The sequence below is a fragment of the Hydrogenophaga sp. 5NK40-0174 genome, assembly GCF_040372165.1.
In the GTDB taxonomy this organism is placed as follows: Bacteria; Pseudomonadota; Gammaproteobacteria; order Burkholderiales; family Burkholderiaceae_C; genus Hydrogenophaga.
On sequence record NZ_BAABWG010000003.1, the window covers coordinates 581,499 to 604,328 of the forward strand.

Genomic DNA, 22,830 nt, shown 5'->3' on the forward strand with positions numbered 1-22,830 from the left:
CTGACCCGGACAGCACTGCACGAACAACACTGACAAAGCAAACCGCGCAAGCAACACCAGCCCAGAGGACGCCATGAGCGAGAACCACACCCATCCAGTCGATGCCACCGCAGGAGCCGAAGAAAAACTCGGCTTCTCGGGCGCCATCGCCCGCATGTTCCAGGGCAACGCCATCACTCCGTTGCTGGCATTGGTGGCCATGCTGCTTGGCCTGTTCGCCGTCCTGGTGACGCCGCGAGAGGAAGAGCCGCAGATCAACGTCACCATGGCCAACGTCATCATTCCCTTCCCGGGCGCCTCCAGCGCCGACGTGGAAAGCATGGTGGCCTTGCCTGCAGAGCACGTGCTGTCACAAATCCAGGGCATCGAGCACACTTACTCAGTGGCCCGCCCGGGCGTGGCCGTCCTCACGGTTCAGTTCAAGGTCGGCGTGCCGCGCACCGAAGCACTGGTCCGACTGTACGACGTGCTCAACGCCAACCAGGACTGGTTGCCTGACGGCCTGGGCGTGCTCACCCCCATCGTCAAACCCAAAGGCATTGACGATGTGCCGGTGCTCGCCGCCACACTGTGGACCAAGGATGCCACCAGCGCGGCAACCCTGGAGCGCGTGGCCCATTCAGTCGAGAGCGAACTCAAACGCGTGCCCGGCACCCGCGAAGTCGAAACCATTGGCGGACCTGGCCGCGCCGTTCACGTGTGGCTTGATCCCGCCCGCCTGCGCGAGCGCAATATCAGTGTGCAAGCGCTCTATGGCGCCATCAACGCTGCCAACCAGGCCCTGCCATCCGGCAAAGTCATCAACCCGTCCCCGGCTGCGGACGAGCCTGCCATGCTCACCGTGGAGACTGGGGAGTTCATGCGCAGTGCCGAAGACGTCGGCCAGATTGTGGTGGGCGTCAGCAATGGCCATCCCATCTACCTGAGCGAAGTCGCCAGGGTCGAAGTCGGTGCACAGCAGCCTGCACGCTATGTCTGGTACACGCCAGGCGCTGCCGACGCCGACCATGCCGAGCAGCAGGGCCAGAACCACCCGGCTGTCACCATCACCGTCACCAAAAAGCCCGGCGAGAACGCGGTCGACGTGGCCGAAGGCGCGCGCCTGCGCCTGGAGCAGCTGCACAACACCGTCATTCCCGCCGACGTGCAGGTCTCCATCACGCGGGACTACGGCGACACCGCTGCCGCCAAGGCCAACAAGCTCATCCAGAAGCTCATCTTCGCCACCGGTAGCGTGATCATTCTGGTGGGCCTGGCCCTGGGCCGTCGTGAAGCCGTCATCGTCGGTGCCGCCGTGATCCTCACGCTCACTGCCACGCTGTTCGCATCATGGGCGTGGGGCTTCACGCTCAACCGCGTGTCCCTGTTCGCCCTGATCTTCTCCATCGGCATTCTGGTGGACGACGCCATCGTGGTGGTGGAGAACATCCACCGTCACCGCCAGCTCACACCGGGCGAGCCGCTGTCCGTCATCATCCCTCGCGCCGTGGACGAAGTGGGTGGCCCCACCATCCTCGCTACCTTCACCGTGATCGCAGCCTTGCTGCCCATGGCGTTCGTCAGCGGCCTGATGGGCCCTTACATGAGCCCGATCCCGATCAACGCCTCCATGGGCATGGCCATCTCTCTGGCCATCGCTTTCACGGTCACGCCCTGGCTGGCCCTCAAGCTCACCAAGACCGACGGCCACGCCGATCACGGCCCGTCCAGGCTCACCTCGGTACTGCAAACCACCTTCACGCGCATCCTCACGCCTTTCCTGGAAAGCGCTCGCAAACGCTGGCTGCTGCTGTTTGGCATCCTGGCGGCGCTCGTGCTGTCCGTGGGTCTGGCCCTGGTGCAGTGGGTGGTGCTGAAAATGCTGCCCTTCGACAACAAGAGCGAATACCAGGTCGTCATTGACATGCCCGCCGGCACGCCGCTGGAAGACACGGCTGCCACGCTGCAAGACCTGACCGCATGGCTGTCGGCGCAGCCTGAAGTGGCCAACATCCAGGGCTATGCCGGCACCGCCAGCCCCATCACCTTCAACGGCCTGGTGCGCCAGTACTATCTTCGCGCCGATGCCGAGCAGGGGGATCTGCAGATCAATCTGGTGGACTCGCATCACCGCAGCGAAAAGAGCCACGCCATTGCCCAGCGTCACCGCCCGGCACTGGAAGAGATTGCGGCACGCCATGGCGCCAACATCAAAGTCGTGGAAGTGCCTCCGGGCCCGCCCGTGATGTCGCCCATCGTGGCCGAAGTCTATGGCCCGGATCTGGCCGGTCGCTCCGAGCTGGCCCAGCGCATTGCGAAGGCCTTTGCCGGCACGCCGGACATCGTGGGCGTGGACACCACGGTGGAAGAGAACGCACCCAAAGTGTTCTTGCGCCTGCAACGCCAGCGCGCTGAATCGCTGGGCATCCCGACGCAGGTGGTGGCGCAAACCGTCTACACCGCGCTGTCCGGATCTGATGCCGCCTACCTGCACGACGGCCATTCGCGCTACCCTGTGCCGGTGAAGCTGCGCCTGCCGCTGGACCGGCAGGTCGGTCTCGAAGGCTTGCTCGCCATGCCGGTGCAGGCTGCCAACGGCACCATGGTGCCGCTGTCCGAGCTGGTCACGGTGGAGCAGGGCGTGATCGACCAGCCCCGCTACACCAAAGACCTGATGCCCGTCTCCTATGTGTTTGGCGACATGGCCGGTGAGCTCGATTCGCCCTTGTACGGCCTGTTCGGCATCCGCGGTGGGCTCAAGGAGGCTGCCCTGCCCAACGCTGGAGAACTGGGTGAGTACTGGATCAATCAGCCATCCGACCCCTACCGCGAATACGCCATCAAATGGGACGGCGAATGGCAGATCACCTATGAAACCTTCCGCGACATGGGCGCTGCCTATGGCGTGGGCCTCATCCTGATCTACCTGCTGGTGGTGGCACAGTTCCGCAGCTACCTCACGCCGCTGATCATCATGGCGCCCATCCCGCTGACCATCATCGGCGTGATGCCCGGTCATGCATTGCTCGGTTCGCAATTCACGGCCACCTCCATGATCGGCATGATCGCGCTGGCTGGCATCATCGTGCGCAACTCCATCCTGCTGGTGGACTTCATCGAGCTGGAGACTCGCCGAGGCGTGCCGTTCGCACAAGCCGTGGTGCAGTCCGCGTCGGTCCGTGCCCAGCCGATCGCGCTGACCGGTCTGGCCGCCATGATGGGTGCCTTCTTCATTCTGGACGACCCCATCTTCAACGGTCTGGCCATCTCGCTGATCTTCGGTATCGCGGTGTCCACGATGCTGACCCTGGTGGTCATTCCGGTTCTGTACTACGCGATGTACAGAAAAAGCCATGAGGGATTGAACGCATGACCCCCTTGCGCCGCTTCGCGTCTTCCCCCATCAAGAGGGGGGACCGCACCAGTGGCCCGGCAAAGCCGGTTCCACGGTGTGTGCTTGGTTCTGCATGTGTGGCGACCGGGAAGTGCTGGTGTTTCTATCGGATGCCCGTGGTGCCGATCTGACCTTTGACATCTGAGTTCTGATTTTTGCCTTTTTGTTTTTGATTTCTTTTTCGGGCCCCTGGCCCTTGTTCCAAGGAGAACGTTATGACCGTTGAACGCTATATCCGCATCATGGCCGGCTTTGTTGTCATGCTCTCGCTTGCCCTCGGCTACGATGGCAGCCCCATCTTCGTCAGTGAATGGTTCCTGGCGTTGACCGCTTTTGCCGGCTTCAACCTGTTCCAGTCCGGCATCACCGGCTTCTGCCCACCTGCCTTCCTTTTCAGGGCGCTGGGTGTGCCGGACGGCAACGGTGCGTGCAGCGTTCCAGCCAAGAAAGCCAAAGCCAACTGATTGACCGGGCAGCCTGAGATGGGGCAAGCGCCCCAGCCCATTCCCACCACAAGGACAAGGGAGACACACCCATGAGCAGTCCAACGCCTTTGAAGTTCCTGATGCCCGGCTGGTTCGCGCCCGTCATGGGCCTGAGCGGGCTGGCGCTGGCCTGGCACCGGGCCGCCCCAGTGCTCGGTGACATGGCCAATGGCATCGCCCTGGTCGTGGGCGTGGTGGCAGCCGTGGCTTTTCTGGCCGTGCTGGCGGGCTCGGTGGTGCGCGCCATGCGCTACCCGGCTGCCTTGGCCGAAGACTTGCGCCACCCCATCCGCCACGCCTTTGTGGCGGCGCTGCCTGTGTCCCTGCTTTTGCTGGCCACGGTGGGCGTGGCGCTGGCGGGTGCAGAAGGCCCGCTGCGCTTCGTGTGGGACCTGATGTGGTGGGCCGGCAGCATTGGCCAGGTGGCCGTCACCATCTGGGTGCTCAGCCGCTGGATCGCCCATGCCCCTGCATCGCCTGCTACGGCCACCCCCGGCATGCCGGCGCCCGCTGGCTTGTGGCCGGCGGTCACGCCTGTGCTGCTCATCCCCGTGGTGGGCAATGTGGTGGCGCCGCTGGCCGGCCTGCCGCTTGGCCATGGCACATGGTCGTCCATGCAGTTCGGCATAGGCGTGTTCTTCTGGCCCATCGTCTTTGCGCTGATTCTGGTTCGCCGCATGGCGCACAGTCCGGTGCCTGAGCGCATTGTTGCCTCCTGGTTCATTACCATTGCGCCGCCCGCCGTCATTGGCCTGGTGCTCATGCAGATGAAAGCGCCCATGCTCATGGTGCAAGCCGTGTGGGGCATCGCGCTGTTCTTCCTGCTGTGGCTGATTCCGGTGGCGCGCCGCGTGGCCGCCCAGCCTTTTGGCGTGCCCTTCTGGGCCATGTCCTTCCCGCTGGCCGCGCTGGCATCGTTCACGCTCAACCTCTCCGGCTCCTTGCGCGGAAGCGTCGCCGGCAACTGGACGCAGACGCTGGCTGTGCTCATGCTCGCTGCCGCATCCGTCGTCATCCTCTGGTTGTGCTTTGCCACCGTGCGCGGTCTGCGCGATGGCAGCCTGCTCGCACCCGAGCCGGTGGCCAATATTGTCCCGGCAGCGGCTTGAGCGCACTGCCCACACCAGGCGACGCCAGACTGGATCCAGGAAGGAGCACCCCCGTGGCATCGACTTCCCCGAACGCACCGGCACAAGCGGCACAAGCGGCTGTACCACCGCCAGCATCTGAGTCAGCACATTTGTCAGCGCCTGTCCCCGCTCCAGAGACGGCGCCACCGCCGGTCCTGGCCGACACGCCTTCTTCAGTGCAGGGTGAACGCAAGAAAGAGCTGCTGCATCGACTGCGCCGCGCCGAAGGCCAGGTGCGTGGTTTGCAGAAGCTGCTGGAGGACGGCGCCGACTGCACCAAGATTGCACAGCAGTTGCTCGCCGTGCGGCGTGCGCTCGACAGCACCTATGTGAAACTGAATCTGTCAGTTGCCGAGCAGGAGCTGGCCCGCCAGGGAGTGGATGCCACCACGACAGGGCTCGATGGCGTGCTCGACCGCCTGCAGAAGCGGCTTGGCCGCGGCGCCTGAAGCTGGCGCTCATCCGCCGGTCGAACCGCCTGGCGCTGTTGCACTTCGAAAAACCTCTGAGGCCGCGAGGCGATCAGGGCTTTGGTATGCTGAGGTCTCACACACTATTCGTTCACCGTTAGAAGAGCACTGCCCATGAAATTCGTTCTTGCCCTGTGTGCCGCACTGGCGCTCACCGCTTGCGCATCCTCCAAGCCCTACTGGGCCAAGCCTGGCGTGAGCTCTGACACCACGTACAACGAGCTGTCCCAATGCCGTTACGAAGTGGGTCTGCGTGGCATCGACGGCGACGAAGCCGACCTGCTGATTGCCCACTGCATGCGCGGCAAGGGCTATCGCTTGCTGGCCAACCAGGACGAAATCTGATCGACCTGATGACTGGTCAGTGCCGTCGGTCTGCCTGATCTGACGGCGCTGACTTTTCCCGCCTTTCCATGGACTGGCCGGCCGCCTGGCCATTGCTCCTGATTGCTGCCTTCGCCGCGGGCGTCCTCAACGCCGTCGCCGGCGGCGGCAGCTTTCTCACTTTTCCCGCACTCGTCTACGCTGGCGTGCCGCCCATCGTGGCCAATGCCACCAGCGCGCTCGCCGTCAGCCCTGGCTACCTGGGCAGCACCCTCGGCTTCAGGCCCGAGCTGCGTGCGCTGCCCAGCCGGCGTCTCATTCGCGAAGCCATCATCGCCGCCATCGGCGGCGTGGGCGGTGCGCTCCTGCTCTTGCTCACACCGGCGCCGCTGTTTGCCGGCATCGTGCCCTGGCTGCTCTTGCTGGCCACCGTGCTGTTCGCCGTGGGGCCCTGGCTGGCGCGCAAGGCGGCGGTGCAAAAGCCTGCCGGCGAAGGCCAAGCTTCTCATTGGCTGCGTGACGCTGGCCTCTTCATCGTGGCGGTCTACGGCGGCTACTTCAACGGTGGGCTCGGCATCTTGCTCATGGCGCTCTACACCCTGGCAGGTGAGTCGCGCATCACCACCGTCAACGCACTCAAGAACCTGAACTCACTGGTCTTGTCCTGGCTGTCGGTGGCGGCATTTGTCGTGGCGGGGGCGGTGGCCTGGGCGCCCGGCCTGCTCATGATGGTGGGTGCCACGGCGGGCGGGTACTTCGGCGCCAAATGGTCGCGCCGCCTGCCGGTGGTTGCCGTGCGGGCGGTGGTCATCATCACCGGCGTGGTGATGACGGTGGTGTTCTTCGCGCGCCGCTGAGGCGTTGGAAACCCCCTGACGTTCAGGGGACGCAGTCCTTCAGGTCTTCAGGCCTGAATGTCGAGCAGATTGCCCATCATCTCCTGCTCGGTCTTCACCGTCTGCAGGTTGGCCAGGTAGGTGTTCTTGGCCATCTTCTGCTCCACCATGTCCTCCACCAACGCATCCACGTTCTGGCCCGTGGCAGATTCGGGCTGTGTCACGCGCGCGGTGACGCCGCCGGTCTCGGCGTTCGCCGTCTGCTCCACACGTTGGCGCTGAAAGCCCTCGGTCTGGACATTGGCCACATTGTGCGCCGTCACATTCAGGCGCGTCTGGGCCGCCTGCATGCCACTGAGGCCGATACGGGTCGCAGAAGAAGCCAGAATCATGGGCGCACCTTTGTGTGTTGGCTGGTGAAGTGAGGAATGGGTGGACAGGTGCTTGGGTAGACGGGTGAACCAGTGGTTCGCCAGACAAGAGCCAAGAAAAGAACCGGGAAAGCAGTCCTTATCCGGTGTTATCGGCAGCCAGTCCCAAAGCTTGAACCCCTGCCCGCGCCCCGGGTGTGGCACGGACCCTGCTTGAGCCTGTCTGCCCGCCAGCAGAAAAGACAAAGAGACGCCAAAGACAAGCGACGAAAAGAAAGGAACAGGACGCCCATCATGGAACTGCCCGCCCACCAACTGAGCATGACCGTGCTCATGACGCCAGACACCGCCAACTTCTCCGGCAACGTCCACGGCGGCAACCTGCTCAAGCTGCTCGACCAGGTGGCCTACGCCTGCGCCAGCCGTTATGCCGGCACCTACGCCGTCACGCTCAGCGTCGACCAGGTCATGTTTCGCCAGCCCATCCACGTGGGCGAGCTGGTCACCTTTCTGGCCTCGGTCAACGCCACCGGCACCTCTTCCATGGAGGTGGGCATCAAGGTCATTGCCGAGAACATCCGCACCCAGGAAAAGCGCCACGTCAACAGCTGCTTCTTCACCATGGTCGCCATCGATGAAAACGGCGCCACCACGCCCGTGCCACCGCTGCGTCCCTTCACGCCCGACGAGCGCCGGCGACATGCGGCCGCGCAGGTGCGCAAATCGATGCGGCGCGAAATGGAGGAGCGCTTTGCCGCCACGCGACAGGACAGCGGTACCGCATCGGATGCGTCGGCCTGAACGCCAGCCACAGGTACAAAAAAAAGGGCACGCCTCCTGACCGGTAGCGTGCCCACAAGAGGCGTCTTCGATGACTTTCGAAGAACCTGAGCCGCTGGCATGAAGGTCAGCCGCTCAAGTTGGTGTCTGGGCCGGCAAGCTCGCCGGAAACGCGGAGGAGATGGGTGACTTGCCCCCGACGCGCGTTGCCGGCCCAAAACCCGGTAAGCCAGAAGACCTTGCTTTCATCAAGTGAGACCACCGATGCAGGCCAAGGTTCCTGGTGAATGTCCGTCCAATGTGTATGGTGGGGGTGATTCGGGGCACCCCCTACCCCATGAAGGCCAGTGAGAGTGTGAATGCTTCTGGCCGTCAGTCCGAAGAGGCAAAGCCAAACAGGTGCAGCAGGCTCGTGAACAGATTGAACAGCGAGACAAACAGGCCCACCGTGGCCATCACGTAGTTGGTCTCACCGCCGTTGACGATGCGGCTGGTCTCGAACAGGATCAAACCCACCGAGAGCAGTGCCACCACGGCCGAGACACCCAGGGCCAGCGCCGGCATGGAGAACACATAGGCCACGATGCCCATGATGATCGCCACGATCATGCCGGCGAACAGAAAGCCGCCCATGAAGCTCATGTCCTTGCGCGTCACCAGCACATAGCCTGACAGCGCCAGGAAGGTCGCGCCCGTGGCGCCCAGCGCAGCGGCAATGGTGCCGGCGCCGCCGGGGAGGGCCAGCGTGTAGCTCAGGATGGGGCCGAGCGTGTAGCCCATGAAGCCTGTCAGCGCAAACACCGCTGGAATCGCCCAGCCCGAGTTGCGCAGTTTGGTCACTGCAAACAGCAAGCCAAAGTAGCCCACCAGGGTGATGATCAGGCCCGGCGCAGGCAGCGCAAACGCCACAGCCGCACTGGCCGTCGCTGCTGCGAACAACAAGGTGAGCGAGAGCAGAGCGTACGTGTTGCGCAGCACGCGCGCTGCTTCCGGCCGGTCCACGGCCAGAGAGGAATAGCCACCGGCGCCCCGGCTTGGCTGCCGGTCACCGACGGGATAAATGCGATCGGTTTGTGCCATGTCGAGTTCTCCTGAGGGAAGCCTGTTGAAACAGAGAAAAAGAAAGAGAGAAAGTGAAAAAGAGAGAGCTAAAAAACTGTGACGCCTCTGCTGCGGGTCAATCCGGACGGGTTGGCGAGAGAAGAAGCGTCACCTGAATGTTGAATCTACCGGTCAAAGGTGTGAGGAAAAAGCAGAAAATAAAGAAGCATTCATCCTAAAAAACCGAATTGAATTCGGCAGATTAAACCTCATTCATGCCGGCGCAGCATCGTCAAACGACAGCCGCAAAGTCTCGCGCCCGTAGCGCTTCTGCTTCTGCCACTGCTTCACCAGCGAATCCGTCACCCGCTTGAGTGCGGCTTCCAGCGCCGGCCCAAAGCTCAGCCGCGTGGCCTGGCCCACCAGCGTGCCGTGCCCGTCCGTCAGCACCGAAACCTGGCAACGCATGTCGCGCCCACCGCGCGGGCCGTTGATGTCATCCAGCCGGACATGCACCCGCTGCACCTGGCCGCGCAAACGGCGCAAGGCAAAACGCACGCGCTGCTCCACATGGGTGCGCCATTGCTCGGACTGCTGGGGGCTGCGGGACTCAATGCGAACTTGCATGGTGGTGATCTCCTTCTTGCTTCGTTCAAAACAAAACCAAAACCGCTGAAGGCTTTCATGGTGGAGAAGAAATGCAAAGAGAGCCTTCTTCGGTCCATCAAAGCGTCCAACACGGTTTCACCTTAGGTCTGCACTCCAATCGGAAAAAGCAGAGAATGACGAAATCATCTTCAGAGAAAACCAGGGAACTTCTACATCCCGCCCACCGCCATGAACACACCCTTCAACTACAAGCACCTCTATTACTTCTGGGTGGCCGCCAAGGAAGGCGGTATGTCGCACGCTGCCGCCCGGCTCGACATGGCGGTGCAAACCATCAGCGCACAGGTGCGCCAGCTCGAGCACGACCTCGGCCACGCCTTGTTCAAACCCGTGGGCCGTGGCCTGGCACTGACCGAAGCCGGTGAAGCCGCGCTGCAACTGGCCGAGCAAATCTTTCAGATCGGCGAGCAGTTGCCCTCCGCCGTGCGCGACGCCGCCAGCCAGGGCGGCCTCATGCGCCTGACGGTGGGCATTTCCGACGGCCTGCCCAAGCTCGCCGTGCGCGACCTGCTCGCCCCCGTGGTGGCCGAGCCGGGCTTGCGGCTTCAATGCCAGGAAGGCGAGTTCGACGACTTGCTGGCCGACCTGGCCCTGCACCGCATGGACGTCGTGCTGGCCGACAGGCCCGCCCCGGCCAACCCCAATCTGCGCCTGTACAGTCACGCCCTGGGCTCATGGGCCATGGGCTGGTTCGCACCCGCGGCACTGGCCAAGGCGGCCCGCAAGAATTTTCCGCATTCACTGAGCGAAGTGCCCGTGCTGCTCCCCACCAGCCACTCCACCATCCGCCTGCGGCTGGACCAATGGTTCGAACGCCATGGCGTGAACCCGAATCTGGCGGGTGAGTTCGAAGACAGCGCCTTGCTCACCACCTTTGCCGCGTCCGGCATGGGCCTGCTGCCCGCGCCCGTGCGCATGCGCGAGCAGATCAAACAGTCTTATGGGCTGGTGTGGGTGGGCGAGTGCGACGGGGTGGAAGAGCACTTCTTTGCGATTGGCACGGCAAGGCGGGTGCAGCATCCGTTGGTACAGCGGATGTTGACGGTGGAGGTGGGGTGAGGGTGTGTTGGGGCCCGCTCTGGTGCGATCTGCTGTTGCGTAGGAGGCTCACATGGCGTGAATCTGAAGCGGTACGCGGGGGTATTGGGGTGAAGTGGCTTAGAGTGGGGGAGTCACACCACTCAAGTTGGCGGTGTATTGGGATTGCCGACTTGTACATTTGATTGGCGCCGTCGGATGGCTGCGCTACTCGGGCCTAGGCCTTGGTCGAATTGTCAGCGTTTAGGGAGGAAGCGATGACCATGTTATCCAGCCGCGCCCATGTTATCGGGCACTTGGGTGCCATGTCTTTCTAGTTGGGCACCATGAAGGACGTATCAGTGGGCAGCGAGCTTAGCAAAAAGCTCCACAAAGAATTCCTAGCTGAGTCTGATCGCGGCTGCGCGGTGCTCACCGTATGCCTGATCGAAGAAACCTTAGGGGCCTTGTTTGAAAAGGTGGTACCGACTAAGGATGTAAGCGCCCGCCACTTCATGCCACCTGGTCGGCTGCGCCAAGGACTCGAAAGCGCTATTGCCCTTGGCTTAGTAACCGACCCCACAGCTTCGAATATTCGCCTAATCCTTAGAGTTCGCAACACCTTTGCGCACAAGCTTCTCGCTGGTCTCACATTCGAGAGTCCGGAGGTGCGGGCTCACGTCATGAAGATGCAACTTCCTAATCTTGATGGCATGTCTGAGATTTCAAGAAAGGAGATTCAAGACGTCTCAAGACAGCGCTACATGCACATACTCAGTCACGCACTGGCAGATATGAATCGAGTAAGTCACATTGCAAAGCCATTTCCAATCTACCCAGCCTTACCCGCCTACTCGGTCGAAGTCTAGTTGTCACATGATGCTGAACCACACCTTCCAGGCGACGTGCCCGCCTCCGCTTCGCTCCGGCAGGTATGCGGGAGAAGTTTGGCGTTAGGCCGTTGAGCCTCCTAGATCACACTCAGATATGCTCAGCAAATGGAAACGGTAGACGCAATCGGTTTGCTGCTAGGGGTAGTTGGCTTGGTCATAACCTTGCGGCAGCTGCATAAAACGAGAGAAGCCGCCGAAGCCGCCAAAGATGCCGCCTCGCAGGCGGTATCTTCAATCCAGCGCTTTGAAGCTGCAACCAAGATGCACGAGGTTTGTTCCAGATCTCGAGAGCTGTTGCGAGTACTTCATGGAAGAACTCTCGCTCCAGCGGCGCATGCAGCTTTTGAGCTTCGAGATGCTATGGCGCGGTACGGACATGACCCGCATAGCCAAGCCATAGCTAGTACGGTGGCTTGGGAACAAGCTCATCGTGAAGCAAGAGAGGTCCATGAGCGACTTGAAACCGCCGCCCTGGTGAACAGAATTGCTTCTGAAGAGCGAGCCGCACTTTTACATTCTGTCGCTCGCTTGCATACTGAATTCACATCTTTGGCAGCGAAAGCTGCTGCCAGCGGAGCCAACAATGCCAATTCCTAACGACTACAAAGACATAGTCACCACATTGCTAGAGAAAACCAACAGTGGACGTGTTCATTGGAAGAGGACGCGCTTCGGCATTGAAGTTCAAGTTGATAAAAGCGGATTCAAACTTTGGAGCGGGACTGACGAGCATACGGATGAAGCCTTTGTGGCCTTTGCTTTAAATGACATGACGGGGACCACAATTGACTCTTGGTATGTCGATGCAGGCGACTCAGACTTCGATCGAATGAATCTGTTGTTTATCGCAGCGAAGCGCTATGCACAAGGAATTCCTCAGAAGTTGAGAGAGTTGAAAGAAGCTATGTCTAACCAAGATTATCTGGGGGCACCAGAGAAGGACGACGTATAAGCTGCCACCGAAAGTCATGAGAAACCATGAGAAGTCATGAGGGCCAGGTCGTGTCTTTTGCTTCTGCCGCAACGTGACGCAGCAAGAGGCGAACGCTGAGGCCAGAGCTTGCAGATGGGCGTGAGGGTCAGGTCTTGTCTTTTGCCTCAGCACCAACGTCAAGTGGAAAAACACAAGACCGGATCCTGAATTCTGCAGGACCTTTATGTCGCTCACTGCTCGTATTCTGATCGCATGCCTCGCCGCACTGTGCGGAGCTGTCATGGTTGCAGTTGCACCGCCGAGCGTCAAGGCGACATTTTTTCACGGCTTCGCTGGTCTTCGTCGTGAGGGTCAGGTCTTGTCTTTTGCTTCGGCCCCAGACCCAACGTCAAGAGGCAAAGCACAAAACTGGCCCCCACGATTCCCGGGGCGGTTCACTGTTGCCTGCAAGAGCGTGTCGAATGACAAGTGCCGGCCCCCTGAGCCTTCTTTGCGTGAAGTGATCGCTTGGGCTGGGCCGTCGATAAGGGAGGAAATCATGTCGGAACCCATGAAAGATCTGCTCGAAAAAGTGGATGCAGAACTGCAAGTCCACTTCCCCGAGGTGCACGCTTCCTTGCAGCCGTCAGTAACGGAGGAGCGGCTTCAGGCGCTTGAGTCGCTGCTCGAATGCCAGGCCTTGCCCGAAGACCTGGCGATGCTCTACCGGTGGCATGACGGGCAGGGCGGCGGCTACTCGCTCAATCAGAACGACAACCGAAGCTTCCTCTCGGTTGAGGAAGTGTTGGACGCCTGGGATTTCCTCAATGACCCGGAGGAGGATGTCAAGCCTCCGATCTCGCCGACATGGCTGCCCATCTTCTACAACGGCGCCGGAGACTACCTGATGTACGAAACCGCGGAAGCTGACCGTGGCAGACTCATCGCCTACTGGCACGACGCTGATGATCGATCCGTGGAGCACGAAAGCCTGGAATCGTTGGTAATGGCGGTGTGGGAATCCGCCCGAAAGAAGAAGGAGTGAGCTTTGAGGGCGAGGACGCAATATCCACAGTTGCAAACTGATGTTGTGTGCTGTTTGGATCTGACCCCAAGAATCCCAGAAGGCCCAACGTCCTTTGCCGGTTGTCACGATGTCTAGGGCAATGTTCCGGCAAACTGACCAACTTGCAGTGAACGGTAGGGACCCCAAGGGAGAAGAAAATGACAACGACAGGAACCGCCGCGGCCGTGCGGACAATTCAGATTGAAAAGGATGACCCCGCCCGGGCTGATGTGCTTGGGCTGCTGGATGAGCACATGCGACATATGCATGAACTCTCGCCGCCAGAGAGCGTGCACGCGCTCGATGTAGGGGCACTGAAAGCGCCCGGCATCACCTTCTGGTCAGCCCGGGAAGAGGGCGTGCTGATCGGATGCGGTGCGCTCAAGGCGATTGGCCCTGATCACGGCGAGATCAAGTCCATGCGCACACCGGCAGCATTGCGCGGAAGAGGCGCTGGACGCGCGTTGCTGGAGTGCATTCTGGAAGAAGCCCGCAGCCGGGGGTACAAGCGCGTCAGCCTTGAGACGGGCCCCGCGCAGACATTCCAGGCAGCCCACCGGCTCTATGAGAGCGCGGGGTTCCAAGAGTGCGGACCCTTCGGAGAATACAGGCTTGATCCCTATAGCGTCTTCATGACCCTTGAGCTTCAAAGCGCCCCCATCAAAGAGTTCTGAGAGCCACGTCTTGTCGTTTGTCGAAGCCTCAACCTCAAACCCACTGAGAAAAGAGCACGACCTGTTTCTGAAGACACAGAGGGAGAACAACATGCCGCCATTTCTTGTCTACATCAAACTATTGGGAATGACTCGAGTTGCCGCTTCGCTGGTCGCCTTGCCACTGGCGCTCGTGTACAGCATGGTCAAGTCAGATAGCCCGATTTCCGCTTTCGGCACCGAGCTTGTCGGCGCGCTCTATTTCATGCTGTTTCTGACGATCTTGCTGGTGGCTGCCGGCTTGCTGGCATACCTGCCATTGCGGCACCTGTGCAAAATGGGTGTTCTCACGTTTGAACAGTGGGGATGTGAGGGTGACGTTGCGAGTCCAGCTGGCTTCTCAAAAAGCGCGATGGCATCACTGATATCGGCATATCAAGACAAGACAAGACGGGAGCGATGGATGAGCAGCACAACTGAAACCACACCACGGTTTGCACGCACGTGCGGTGACCGTGGCGCACCACTGACGCACGCCGTGCAGCACAGGGACTGAAGCCATGGGGTATCCAGCCTGGATTCTTCTGTTCGCGGCGGACTGTCTGTTCTGTCTCTGGGTGCTTCGCTGGGGCGGGGCCGAGTGGATGGAAGGATGGCGCTCCCTGTTTTTCATTGACTGGTTGATGTCCATTGAATGGACTGCCGAGCAAATCAAGTTCTACGTGCTGTTTTGCTGGATCGGTCACGCCATCTGGTTTCTTGTCGGTTTGTTTTTTCCCGGGCTTCGCTTTCATGGCTAGTGGGCTTGCGCACAACACAGCGGACCCGGTCAGAGTGTCATGAAGATCATGAGGGTTAGATCTCAAATGCCACAGGCTGGCCTCTTCTATGCAAGCTGAATACAGATTCGAGTTCTCTGAGGATCATCTGCTCACCTCTCTTCTCCGCTATCGGCAGCAGATTTGGTGGCGTCGTCTCTTTCTCGCGCTGAAGTGGGTATTGGCGGCAGCTTTTGCCATCCCAATGCTCGTTGCGATCTATATGGGTGTTCCGGCCCTTGCAGGACTCTTCGGAGCAGTGCTGTTCGCCCTTGTGCTTGGTTGGCCAATTGACGCTTGGCTCATTCGCAGGCGATTTCGAAATTCCCCGTATCACGGCGACAACATTGTTCTCTCGCTTTCGGATGGTGGCGTGCGCATCGTTGGAAGAAGCAGCGATTCACAGATCGCATGGTCAGCTTTCACAAAAGCCCGTCGCTTTCGTGACGGCGTGCTTCTCTTCCAAGGCCCGGGTATGTTCAACTGGCTGCCAGATTCGGCGGCCCTTGAGCCAACAACGCTTGAGGTTGCACAGAAGCTGGTGCGCTCCAATGTGGGTGATTATCGTGATGCTTGACGCATTCTCTTTGCCAGCGTCTTGCGTCTTCTTGCTGTTTGGAGGAACTCTACGTGCTCACTTTCTTCAGCAGGGCTCTAAGAGATGTTCAAGCGAATGAACCCGTTGCACACCTGTCGAAAGGCCGAGGGATTTGCCGAAAGAGTCCTCAAGGTCAACCACGCTGGCGAACATGGCGCAGTGAACATCTACGCTGGGCAACTTCTGGTGGCCAGACTCATCGCGCGGGACCTGATCCCGGAGTTGACCGAATTCCAGTCGCACGAACGCCGTCACCGGTCGATATTTGAGTCGGAGCTCCTTCGACGCGGAGTGCGCAGGTGCCGTAGCTTTCACTTATGCGGAATCGGAGGGTTTGCGCTCGGATTCATCAGTGCGCTGCTCGGTCGCAGTGCCATTGCAGTCACAACTGTCGCGGTGGAGCGGGTGATGCTCAGGCACTTGGAGCACCAGCTCAAAGAGTTGCACCCCACTGATGAGGCGGCAGCGCGTGCTGTGATGGCGATTGTCGACGATGAACAGCAGCACCATGACCTTTCAGCGGCGCATGTGCGGAAGGGACGGCTCTTGGATCGCATTCTCTCGCCCGTGGTTGAGGCGTCGACAGAGACTGTCATTTGGTTGGGAATGCGCTTGTGAAGTGCAGGGCGTCGCCGGCTTCACTTCGTGCTCAAGAAATAGAGTGATTTCCTGATGCCAGAATGTAGTGAGCGAGAAAGAAAGTGCATGACCGAGGAGGAGTTTGTGCAACTCATGCGGTACCCCGAAGAGTGGGTGCTCTGGGGCATGCTGCCTGAAGAGGTGATACATGTTCAGATGGGCGAGTATGAGCCTGGGAGCGAGGCAGCCTCCGAGCACTATAGAAACGGCGCATTTCATTACTGGCTGCGGCAAGAACCCGACAAGGGTGTTTTGATTCAGCTGGTTCGGCTCAGCTTTCTGGATCCGGATCAGCGTATGGCTGAGTGGTTGCGCCAGGACAACATTGCGAAGGCCATGCATTGCGATGAAGAAGTTCTTTCCCTGCTTCGAGGCGCCGGAGGATGATGTTCATGAAAGTAGCAGCTGCAGGCTTTAAGAGGTTCTCCTGTCGTGGTCAAGCCAACGGGTCCCTGGAGATCGAATTGGTCCCCGCAATGGGTGAACTCGTCATCTGGGACGGCGCCCATGTCAACGGAGATGAGGCACGCACTCGTGTTTGTCTGGAGATAGGGGCGAGGTCTGCATTGGACGCCTTCGGCAAGGACGGGCAATACAGTGTTCGCGTCATTTCCATTGAAGATCATGATGGTCGGAGTCCGCCCTTTACCTTCCAGGAGTGCATGAGGCTGGCCATAGGAAAGGCGCTGGGAGAAAGCAATGAGAGCATCCCCTGAAAAAGGGTCGAGCTTGTGCTTTGAGCCCTCCCAGATCCGATGCCTTTCTGGCCTGGATCGGGCATGCCATCTGGTTCCTCGCTGGCCAGTAGATTCCGGAACTTCGGTTCCACACTTAGGAGGTTTGACTTGCTGAAAGTCGCTCGTCTTGTTGACGGAAAAGCGGTGCCATTGGAAACGCCCGCTGTGTTCTGCCGCGAGACCACCGCTGCGAGTACCGAACGACTGACGTCGTGTGTTCCCGGTGGCGATGTGGGTCTGTTGCTGGCACTGATGAAGGTGTTGGAGCCGCCGTTTTTCCTGCTCTACATCTTGCACACGCCGCGAGGTGAGGGCGAGCCAGGCCGGTATCAGAGCCCATCAGTGTCGGCAGAGGTTGCGGAAGACTTCGTGTCCCGGTTCGGAGACTACCTGGGCGCGGATGCGCGATTCGATTTTTGGGTGCACTCACCGTCGTCTCAGGCCACGATCGTCTGGGACCGCCACAACCAACTTTTTGCCTACGGGCCGCTGGAACGCTTCGAGGCTGTGTTCCTCTCCAGGGGCTTCTCCGAGGGGCTATTGCCCGCGCTGGGCACCCATGTGCATGAATACCGCAGCGAGTTCGACACGCAAGCCAAGTCTGTTCTGGATGCATTTGAGTGGATACGCACGCCGCTGCGCCCAGAAGATGAGCAGTGAGGCGCGAGCCTGAGCGCGGCCATGTTCATACGGTTCAGCATTCTGGCGAGAGACACGGATTCCGGGTCCAGAACGGGAATTTTGGTCGCGGCTCATCAGCTTCGCGACGAAGGCGATTTGTCAGTTGAAGAGCATGAGGAACTGCGTACTTGCCTGGTGTGGTTCAATGAGAATTTGGCAATTCCCCAGGTGTTGAAGAAGGCGGAGAGCCGCAGGGCGATCAGTTGGTTCAAACCGAATGCGGTCGATGCTATTTCCAAGATGTGGGGCCTCAAGCGCATTCTGGAACTGCATGGTCTGCACGTCGAGGTACTCAAGTCCACCCATTTGGGTACCGTTCTCTATGAAGATGATTGGCAGGTGGTGGCTATTCCGCCGAAGGGGCACGGCTACTGAACGACTCGGCACTGAGGTACAGACGTCGCCCCTTGTTCCTTGCCATCGCAGATTCAAACTTCAGGAGACAACATGAAAGTGACAGGTCAATGCCATTGCGGTGCGGTGTCTTTCACTGCGCTGATCGATCCGGCGCGCGTGATCGCTTGCCACTGCGCGGACTGCCAGGTGTTCTCCGGGGCGCCGTACCGGGCGGTGTTGCCCACGCCTTCGGAGAACGTGGACATCACAGGCGAGTACAGCACTTACGTCAAGACGGCGGCGAGCGGTACGCGGCGCGCGCAGACCTTTTGCAGCACTTGTGGCACCCAGCTGTATGCGGCTGATGCCAATGATGCGCCCGAGGTGTTGAACCTGCGGGTTGGGTGTATCAATGAGCGCGTGCAGCTCTCGCCAAAGGTGCAGATTTGGGGGCATTCGGCCATGCCCTGGCTGGGTGACATCGACGCTGTGCCCATGCACGAAGAAGGGCTCGCCAGCCCAGTGATGGCCCCACCGGGTGACGCGCCCTGACCCAGCGTCAAAGGGTGAAGGGTGAAGAGTGAAGGGCTTTAACCCGGCATTCAGTGCAGCTTCACATGCGGCTCGGTTCGCCTTGTGATCAGGCGGGCCAGGGTGTCGAGTGCGACCTTGGTGAAGCCGTGCAGCGCCAGTTCGTGCATCTTGTAGAGAGAGACATACATCAGGCGCGCGAACAGGCCTTCTACCCACAGATTGCCACCGACCACGCCACCCATCAGATTGCCCACGGTGGAGTACTTGCCCAGCGAAACCAGTGAGCCGAAATCCCGGTAGTGCCAGGGCTTGAGCGGCTTGCCTTCCAGGCGGGCAACGATCTGGCGGTACATGTGCGAGGCCTGCTGGTGGGCGGCCTGGGCGCGGGGTGGCACATTCACGCCTTTGTCTTTGCCCAACCAGGCGCAGGCCGCGCAATCGCCCAAGGCAAAAACGTTCGGGTCGCGCGTGGTTTGCAGCGTAGGCTCCACCACCAGCTGGTTGATGCGGTTGGATTCCAGCCCGCCAAAGTCCTTGAGCATTTCCGGCGCCTTCACGCCGGCTGCCCAGACCACCAGCTCTGCCGGCATGACCTCGCCGCTGGCAAAGCGCAGGCCGTCAGGCAAGACCTCAGCCACCGGTGCACCACAGCGCACTTCCACACCAATGTCGCCGAGCAGGCGCATGGCGGAGTCAGACACCCGCTCGGGCACGGCGGGCAGGATGCGCGGCGCGGCTTCGATGAGCACGATCCGGATGTCTTGCCCGGGGTCGATGCGGTCCAGGCCGTAGGACACCAGCGTGCGTGTAGTCTTGTGCAGTTCGGCGGCCAGCTCCACACCGGTGGCGCCGGCACCGATGATCGCCACAGTGAGCTGACCGGGCCGCAGCGGCGCATCTTGCGCATGGGCGCGAATGCAGGCGTTGACCAGGCGGCGGTGAAAACGCGCAGCCTGCTTGGGCGTTTCCAGTGCAATGGCGTGTTCTTTGACGCCAGGTGTACCGAAATCATTGGTCAGGCTGCCGATGCCGATGATGAGCGTGTCGTATCGGAAAACGCGCGGGGCAATCACTTGCTCGCCGCTCTCGTCGATGTAGGGCGCGGTGGTGACGGTTTGCTTCTCGCGGTCGATGGCGACGACTTCGCCGTAGCGGTAGCGGTAGCCATGCCAGAACGACTGGGCCAGGTGGTTGATCTCGTAAGTGCCCAGGTCCATGCTGCCGGCCGCGATCTCATGCAGGTGCGGCTTCCAGAAATGACTTTGGGATTTTTCGATCAGCGTGATGGCTGCCTTGCGCTTCTTGCCGAGCTTGTCACCTGCGCGGGTCGCCAGTTCCAGTCCGCCTGCGCCCCCTCCAACGATGACGACCTGGTGCAGGCCAGCATCGGGTCCCTCCACGTTGAACGGATCGGTGGCGGAGATGTTGTCTGATGATGATGATGATGAGGGGGTGGGGGTGGTTGGTGTGGTGCTGTCCACGGCGACTCCTGTGGCTCGGTGTTGGCCTGAGCCACAAGATAACGGAACTGCACTGTCCGCGAAGCAGCATCAGGCCGCACCAGGTGCAGTATTCGCAAAACGAGCCAGTCGGCTGCGGAAAGCAAGCGGTGTTCGGTGGCACATGACGGCGCACTCCGCACATCCCTGACTGTCAGAAGCTGCACTCGAATACAGCACCCGTCACGAGGGTGTGCTACGGTCGCTCAGGAGCTTCGATGCTGCGAAACTTAAACCTCTACTCTTGAAAGGCAGACAAATGAATCGTTGTGATGTGGTGCGTTGGACTTTGACCATTGCAGTGGGACTGTCTTGCAGCCTGGCAAGCGCTGCAGGCGACAAGTGTGTGGTGGTGACCCAATCCGAGTATGGAAACACCAAGACCTGCATCGAGAACAAGAGCCTGTCTGCATCAGCTTTCAAAGAGGTGTGCGAACCACCGGCAGACGACATGCTGAAAGCCAGCACGGAGTACGTTGCTGCCTGCCCGGCGGATTTCAAGGCTGTTTGTCGTGGACTGAAAACCCCATCGGGCGGCCCGATGCCATACGTCTCGTACCTCTACGAGAACGACATGGCGTTCATGAAGAAGACGTGCGAAAGAGGCGGCGGCCAGTGGGAGCTGGGCAAGAAGGGTTGACGCACCCGGCCGGCGGCTCAGATCGCCGGCGCATCATCCGCCAGCGGAATGGTGTAAGTGATCCTTGATTCCGGCGAGCCGGGCTGGAAGTCGGGGCCGTACTCTTCGACGTCGGCATCGAGGCTGTGCCGGAAGGGCGCGCTCAGCAGCCAGCTGGAATAGATGTAGTTGACGGTGTTGTTGAGCAAGGTGGTCTCGCCCCTGTGCTCGAAGCGGGCGTACCGCCTGGCGGGCAGGCGCCACAGCTGCATCCCCGGTGGCAGCGCTTTGACGCTGTCCTCTGGAACCTCGCATGCCGCCAGGTAGCGGAGCTTGTCGGTTTTGGCCTCCGATTGCGCAATGATTCCAAAGGCCCATTGCGGCACGGCGCCTTCAATCTCTCCCATGCGCGGGACGAAAGCATCCCAGAGTGGCGGGAGTTTCTCTGCGATGTTGTCCCGCTCGGAGTCGATGCTGAAGAAGGTGGTCTCCATGCCCACGAAACAACGGGCTGGCATGGCGATGATTTGAGGCTCGTGCGAAGCAATGTGCCGATGCAGGTGTTGCAGGTAGTCGGCATCGATGCGCAGCTTGCGGTAGAGAAAGGTTCGGGCATCGCGCTTGCGGGCTTCACCCGGCGTCATGTCAAACGCCTTCTTGAAGGCGCGCGAGAAGCTTTCCTGGCTCTCGAACCCGGCGGCCAGCGCGATCTCCAGCACTCGCTCGTTGCTGGAAACAAGCTTGTGCATGGCATTGGAGAGGCGCCGCGAGCGAATGTAGGACTTGAGCGTCTCATTGCTCAAGGCCCTGAAGATGCGCTGAAAATGCCACTGGCTCAGGCCAGCCTGCCGGGCAACCAGGCCCGGCTCCAGCGCCAGCTCTTCTTCGATGTGGCGCTCGATGTAGTCGATGGCCGCTTGAACTTGGTCCAGGTAGTGCATGTCTGGTCAGGTTGGCATGTCGGGAGTCGGGAGTGGGGCGTCGAGTGTCGATATGAGCGGCGGTGCAGGTTACGCCATCCAGTCCAGGGCATCGGCGGCGTCTGTCACGGCTTTCTCAAGGATTGTCCCGGATTGTCCCGGGTAGACATCCATGCCCATCGCCGACACAGCCCGGCTCTCCACACCCAGAAGCGAAAAGCAGTTCTGTACCAGCGGTGTGGCCAGGTTCATGGCCTCTGTCGCGGGTTGTCCATAGTCGCCGCCGCTGGTCATGAGGATCAAGGCTTTTTTGCCGTGGCAAAGACCTTCAAACTGTCCGTTCCCGGAGATGTCAAACGTCTTGCCCTTTTGGATCACCGCATCCAGCCAGGCCTTGACCGCCGCCGGGACAGAGAAGTTGTAGAAGGGAAATGCGAGCACGATCCGGTCTGCATGGAGCAGGCGCTGCATGACGCTGTCCGGTGCGTTGACGACGGCTTGTTCGGCAGCGCTCAGTGTCTGGCCGCCGAAATTGCGCTTGAGCAAGGCGTTGATGGTCGCCGATGAGTGTTGCTGCACGGGTGTGGCCACCAGATCGAGTACATCCGGCTGGTGCTGGCTGCCCAGCCTGGCCATGACGGCGCTCAAGAGCTTGGCGGTGTTTGAGTGCTCGCGAGGTGTGTAGCGTACGACGAGTGTCTGGGACATGAGATGGACTCCATTCGGGTTCATTGATGGAGTCCGACTGTGCGACAGGATGCGTCAGCCGTTTTGACATTTTGTGCGGTGATGGGGTCATGGCGTGACGGGGCAATGTGCCGATGCGCCGGTATGCCGGTGTGTTGGGCGGGAGAAGGATGACACCGGTTTGGCTACTCAATGGGGTGGACGTGTCTTCGCGCAAACAGCCGCCTGTCCCTGTTGGCCAGAAAGGAAAAGGGGTAGAAGTCGAGGGTCGTCTCCGGGCGGCACGCGACGTGATCGCATCCACTTCTTTTCACCATTGACTCGAAGGAGAAGACCATGGGCATTGCCAGATCAGACTTCAACCTCATCATGATCAACGAGCATCTGGGGGACAACGAGGCCGACCTGAACACTGATTTTCCCTTTATGGGCAGCCACAGCACCAAGAAGCGGTTTCGGATCGAAGGGCGGCCGGTCGATGATGCGTATGTGCTGTTCAACCACACGCAGGTGAACTCGCTGAGCCACACCATTCTCATCAACGATACGGAGCTGCCGTTCCTGCCCATCATGGACGCAGACGACAAGCCGGTCACCCAGATGGCTCGCATCAATCCTGGTACGCTGGTGCAGGGCACCAACACCTTTCAGGTGGTGCGACGCGGCGGGGATAATTTCATCTTCTACTTTGCCGTGGTGAATTGGCGGGAGAGCACGCAGCATGAGTGATGCCTGAGGCGC

At 60.5% G+C, this 22,830-nt stretch carries 30 protein-coding genes; 24 read left to right on the forward strand and 6 right to left on the reverse strand.

Annotated features, from left to right (window positions below; genetic code table 11):
* The first annotated feature begins 73 nt into the window (after positions 1-73).
* The 6 genes from ABWV89_RS12285 (at position 74) to ABWV89_RS12310 (ending at position 6,639) form a co-directional block, all read left to right on the forward strand.
* Positions 74-3,352: an efflux RND transporter permease subunit gene (locus ABWV89_RS12285; protein WP_353397081.1), complete on the forward strand. Its 3,279-nt coding sequence runs from the start codon at positions 74-76 to the stop codon at positions 3,350-3,352.
* A gap of 236 nt (positions 3,353-3,588) precedes the next feature.
* Positions 3,589-3,837 (forward strand): YgaP family membrane protein, encoded by a 249-nt coding sequence (locus ABWV89_RS12290; RefSeq protein WP_353397082.1) that lies wholly within the window; start codon positions 3,589-3,591, stop codon positions 3,835-3,837.
* A 71-nt stretch (positions 3,838-3,908) separates the two neighbouring features.
* The gene (locus ABWV89_RS12295) at positions 3,909-4,967 is read left to right on the forward strand and encodes an SLAC1 family transporter (RefSeq protein WP_353397084.1); all 1,059 of its coding nucleotides are present in this window, start codon (positions 3,909-3,911) and stop codon (positions 4,965-4,967) included.
* Positions 4,968-5,020: 53 nt separating this feature from the next.
* Positions 5,021-5,437, forward strand: a complete 417-nt coding sequence (locus ABWV89_RS12300; RefSeq protein WP_353397086.1) for a metal-sensitive transcriptional regulator — start codon at positions 5,021-5,023, stop codon at positions 5,435-5,437.
* Between the two features lie 135 nt (positions 5,438-5,572).
* Entirely contained in the window at positions 5,573-5,803 is a 231-nt protein-coding gene (locus ABWV89_RS12305) for a hypothetical protein (protein WP_353397088.1), read from the forward strand.
* Between the two features lie 68 nt (positions 5,804-5,871).
* Positions 5,872-6,639, forward strand: coding sequence for a sulfite exporter TauE/SafE family protein (locus ABWV89_RS12310; protein ID WP_353397090.1), 768 nt, complete (start codon positions 5,872-5,874; stop codon positions 6,637-6,639).
* 47 nt (positions 6,640-6,686) lie between these two features.
* Here ABWV89_RS12310 and ABWV89_RS12315 read toward each other — a convergent pair whose 3' ends face one another.
* Positions 6,687-7,010, reverse strand: a complete 324-nt coding sequence (locus ABWV89_RS12315) for a flagellar basal body protein (RefSeq protein WP_353397091.1) — start codon at positions 7,008-7,010, stop codon at positions 6,687-6,689.
* A 273-nt stretch (positions 7,011-7,283) separates the two neighbouring features.
* On the opposite strand from ABWV89_RS12315, the gene ABWV89_RS12320 reads away from it, so the two are divergent.
* A complete protein-coding gene (locus ABWV89_RS12320) occupies positions 7,284-7,790 on the forward strand; it encodes an acyl-CoA thioesterase (RefSeq protein ID WP_353397093.1) in 507 nt (168 codons plus the stop codon).
* Between the two features lie 351 nt (positions 7,791-8,141).
* Here ABWV89_RS12320 and ABWV89_RS12325 read toward each other — a convergent pair whose 3' ends face one another.
* Complete coding sequence (locus ABWV89_RS12325) at positions 8,142-8,849, reverse strand: Bax inhibitor-1/YccA family protein (RefSeq protein WP_353397095.1); 708 nt, start codon at positions 8,847-8,849, stop codon at positions 8,142-8,144.
* A gap of 234 nt (positions 8,850-9,083) precedes the next feature.
* Complete coding sequence (locus tag ABWV89_RS12330; protein ID WP_353397097.1) at positions 9,084-9,437, reverse strand: HPF/RaiA family ribosome-associated protein; 354 nt, start codon at positions 9,435-9,437, stop codon at positions 9,084-9,086.
* A gap of 210 nt (positions 9,438-9,647) precedes the next feature.
* On the opposite strand from ABWV89_RS12330, the gene ABWV89_RS12335 reads away from it, so the two are divergent.
* The 15 genes from ABWV89_RS12335 to ABWV89_RS12405 all read left to right on the forward strand — a co-directional run bounded on the left by ABWV89_RS12335 (position 9,648) and on the right by ABWV89_RS12405 (position 18,382).
* Positions 9,648-10,538: a LysR family transcriptional regulator gene (locus ABWV89_RS12335; RefSeq protein WP_353397099.1), complete on the forward strand. Its 891-nt coding sequence runs from the start codon at positions 9,648-9,650 to the stop codon at positions 10,536-10,538.
* Between the two features lie 305 nt (positions 10,539-10,843).
* Complete coding sequence (locus tag ABWV89_RS12340) at positions 10,844-11,365, forward strand: hypothetical protein (protein ID WP_353397101.1); 522 nt, start codon at positions 10,844-10,846, stop codon at positions 11,363-11,365.
* A gap of 129 nt (positions 11,366-11,494) precedes the next feature.
* A complete protein-coding gene (locus ABWV89_RS12345; protein WP_353397103.1) occupies positions 11,495-11,986 on the forward strand; it encodes a hypothetical protein in 492 nt (163 codons plus the stop codon).
* Positions 11,973-12,341 carry a hypothetical protein gene (locus ABWV89_RS12350; RefSeq protein ID WP_353397105.1) on the forward strand — a complete coding sequence of 123 codons (369 nt, stop codon included), beginning with the start codon at positions 11,973-11,975 and terminating at the stop codon, positions 12,339-12,341. The genes ABWV89_RS12345 and ABWV89_RS12350 overlap by 14 nt, the downstream gene beginning before the upstream one ends.
* A gap of 520 nt (positions 12,342-12,861) precedes the next feature.
* Positions 12,862-13,347, forward strand: coding sequence for an SMI1/KNR4 family protein (locus tag ABWV89_RS12355; protein ID WP_353397107.1), 486 nt, complete (start codon positions 12,862-12,864; stop codon positions 13,345-13,347).
* Between the two features lie 179 nt (positions 13,348-13,526).
* Positions 13,527-14,042 (forward strand): GNAT family N-acetyltransferase, encoded by a 516-nt coding sequence (locus tag ABWV89_RS12360; protein WP_353397109.1) that lies wholly within the window; start codon positions 13,527-13,529, stop codon positions 14,040-14,042.
* A gap of 91 nt (positions 14,043-14,133) precedes the next feature.
* A complete protein-coding gene (locus ABWV89_RS12365) occupies positions 14,134-14,577 on the forward strand; it encodes a hypothetical protein (protein ID WP_353397111.1) in 444 nt (147 codons plus the stop codon).
* Positions 14,578-14,581: 4 nt separating this feature from the next.
* A complete protein-coding gene (locus ABWV89_RS12370; protein WP_353397113.1) occupies positions 14,582-14,821 on the forward strand; it encodes a hypothetical protein in 240 nt (79 codons plus the stop codon).
* A gap of 88 nt (positions 14,822-14,909) precedes the next feature.
* A complete protein-coding gene (locus tag ABWV89_RS12375; protein ID WP_353397115.1) occupies positions 14,910-15,416 on the forward strand; it encodes a YcxB family protein in 507 nt (168 codons plus the stop codon).
* Positions 15,417-15,512: 96 nt separating this feature from the next.
* Positions 15,513-16,055, forward strand: coding sequence for a demethoxyubiquinone hydroxylase family protein (locus ABWV89_RS12380; protein WP_353397116.1), 543 nt, complete (start codon positions 15,513-15,515; stop codon positions 16,053-16,055).
* A gap of 87 nt (positions 16,056-16,142) precedes the next feature.
* The gene (locus ABWV89_RS12385) at positions 16,143-16,463 is read left to right on the forward strand and encodes a hypothetical protein (protein ID WP_353397118.1); all 321 of its coding nucleotides are present in this window, start codon (positions 16,143-16,145) and stop codon (positions 16,461-16,463) included.
* Positions 16,464-16,468: 5 nt separating this feature from the next.
* Positions 16,469-16,792, forward strand: coding sequence for a hypothetical protein (locus ABWV89_RS12390; RefSeq protein WP_353397119.1), 324 nt, complete (start codon positions 16,469-16,471; stop codon positions 16,790-16,792).
* A 129-nt stretch (positions 16,793-16,921) separates the two neighbouring features.
* Complete coding sequence (locus ABWV89_RS12395; RefSeq protein ID WP_353397121.1) at positions 16,922-17,473, forward strand: hypothetical protein; 552 nt, start codon at positions 16,922-16,924, stop codon at positions 17,471-17,473.
* Positions 17,474-17,494: 21 nt separating this feature from the next.
* Positions 17,495-17,869: a hypothetical protein gene (locus ABWV89_RS12400; RefSeq protein ID WP_353397123.1), complete on the forward strand. Its 375-nt coding sequence runs from the start codon at positions 17,495-17,497 to the stop codon at positions 17,867-17,869.
* 72 nt (positions 17,870-17,941) lie between these two features.
* A complete protein-coding gene (locus tag ABWV89_RS12405) occupies positions 17,942-18,382 on the forward strand; it encodes a GFA family protein (protein ID WP_353397125.1) in 441 nt (146 codons plus the stop codon).
* 50 nt (positions 18,383-18,432) lie between these two features.
* Here ABWV89_RS12405 and ABWV89_RS12410 read toward each other — a convergent pair whose 3' ends face one another.
* A complete protein-coding gene (locus ABWV89_RS12410; protein WP_353397532.1) occupies positions 18,433-19,743 on the reverse strand; it encodes an NAD(P)/FAD-dependent oxidoreductase in 1,311 nt (436 codons plus the stop codon).
* A gap of 379 nt (positions 19,744-20,122) precedes the next feature.
* On the opposite strand from ABWV89_RS12410, the gene ABWV89_RS12415 reads away from it, so the two are divergent.
* Positions 20,123-20,503: a hypothetical protein gene (locus ABWV89_RS12415; RefSeq protein ID WP_353397127.1), complete on the forward strand. Its 381-nt coding sequence runs from the start codon at positions 20,123-20,125 to the stop codon at positions 20,501-20,503.
* Between the two features lie 17 nt (positions 20,504-20,520).
* Here ABWV89_RS12415 and ABWV89_RS12420 read toward each other — a convergent pair whose 3' ends face one another.
* Positions 20,521-21,423 carry an AraC family transcriptional regulator gene (locus ABWV89_RS12420; protein ID WP_353397129.1) on the reverse strand — a complete coding sequence of 301 codons (903 nt, stop codon included), beginning with the start codon at positions 21,421-21,423 and terminating at the stop codon, positions 20,521-20,523.
* Positions 21,424-21,492: 69 nt separating this feature from the next.
* On the reverse strand, positions 21,493-22,110 hold the full coding sequence (locus tag ABWV89_RS12425) for an FMN-dependent NADH-azoreductase (protein ID WP_353397131.1): 618 nt from the start codon (positions 22,108-22,110) through the stop codon (positions 21,493-21,495).
* Positions 22,111-22,425: 315 nt separating this feature from the next.
* On the opposite strand from ABWV89_RS12425, the gene ABWV89_RS12430 reads away from it, so the two are divergent.
* On the forward strand, positions 22,426-22,818 hold the full coding sequence (locus ABWV89_RS12430; protein ID WP_353397133.1) for a DUF7383 domain-containing protein: 393 nt from the start codon (positions 22,426-22,428) through the stop codon (positions 22,816-22,818).
* Positions 22,819-22,830 lie beyond the last annotated feature (12 nt).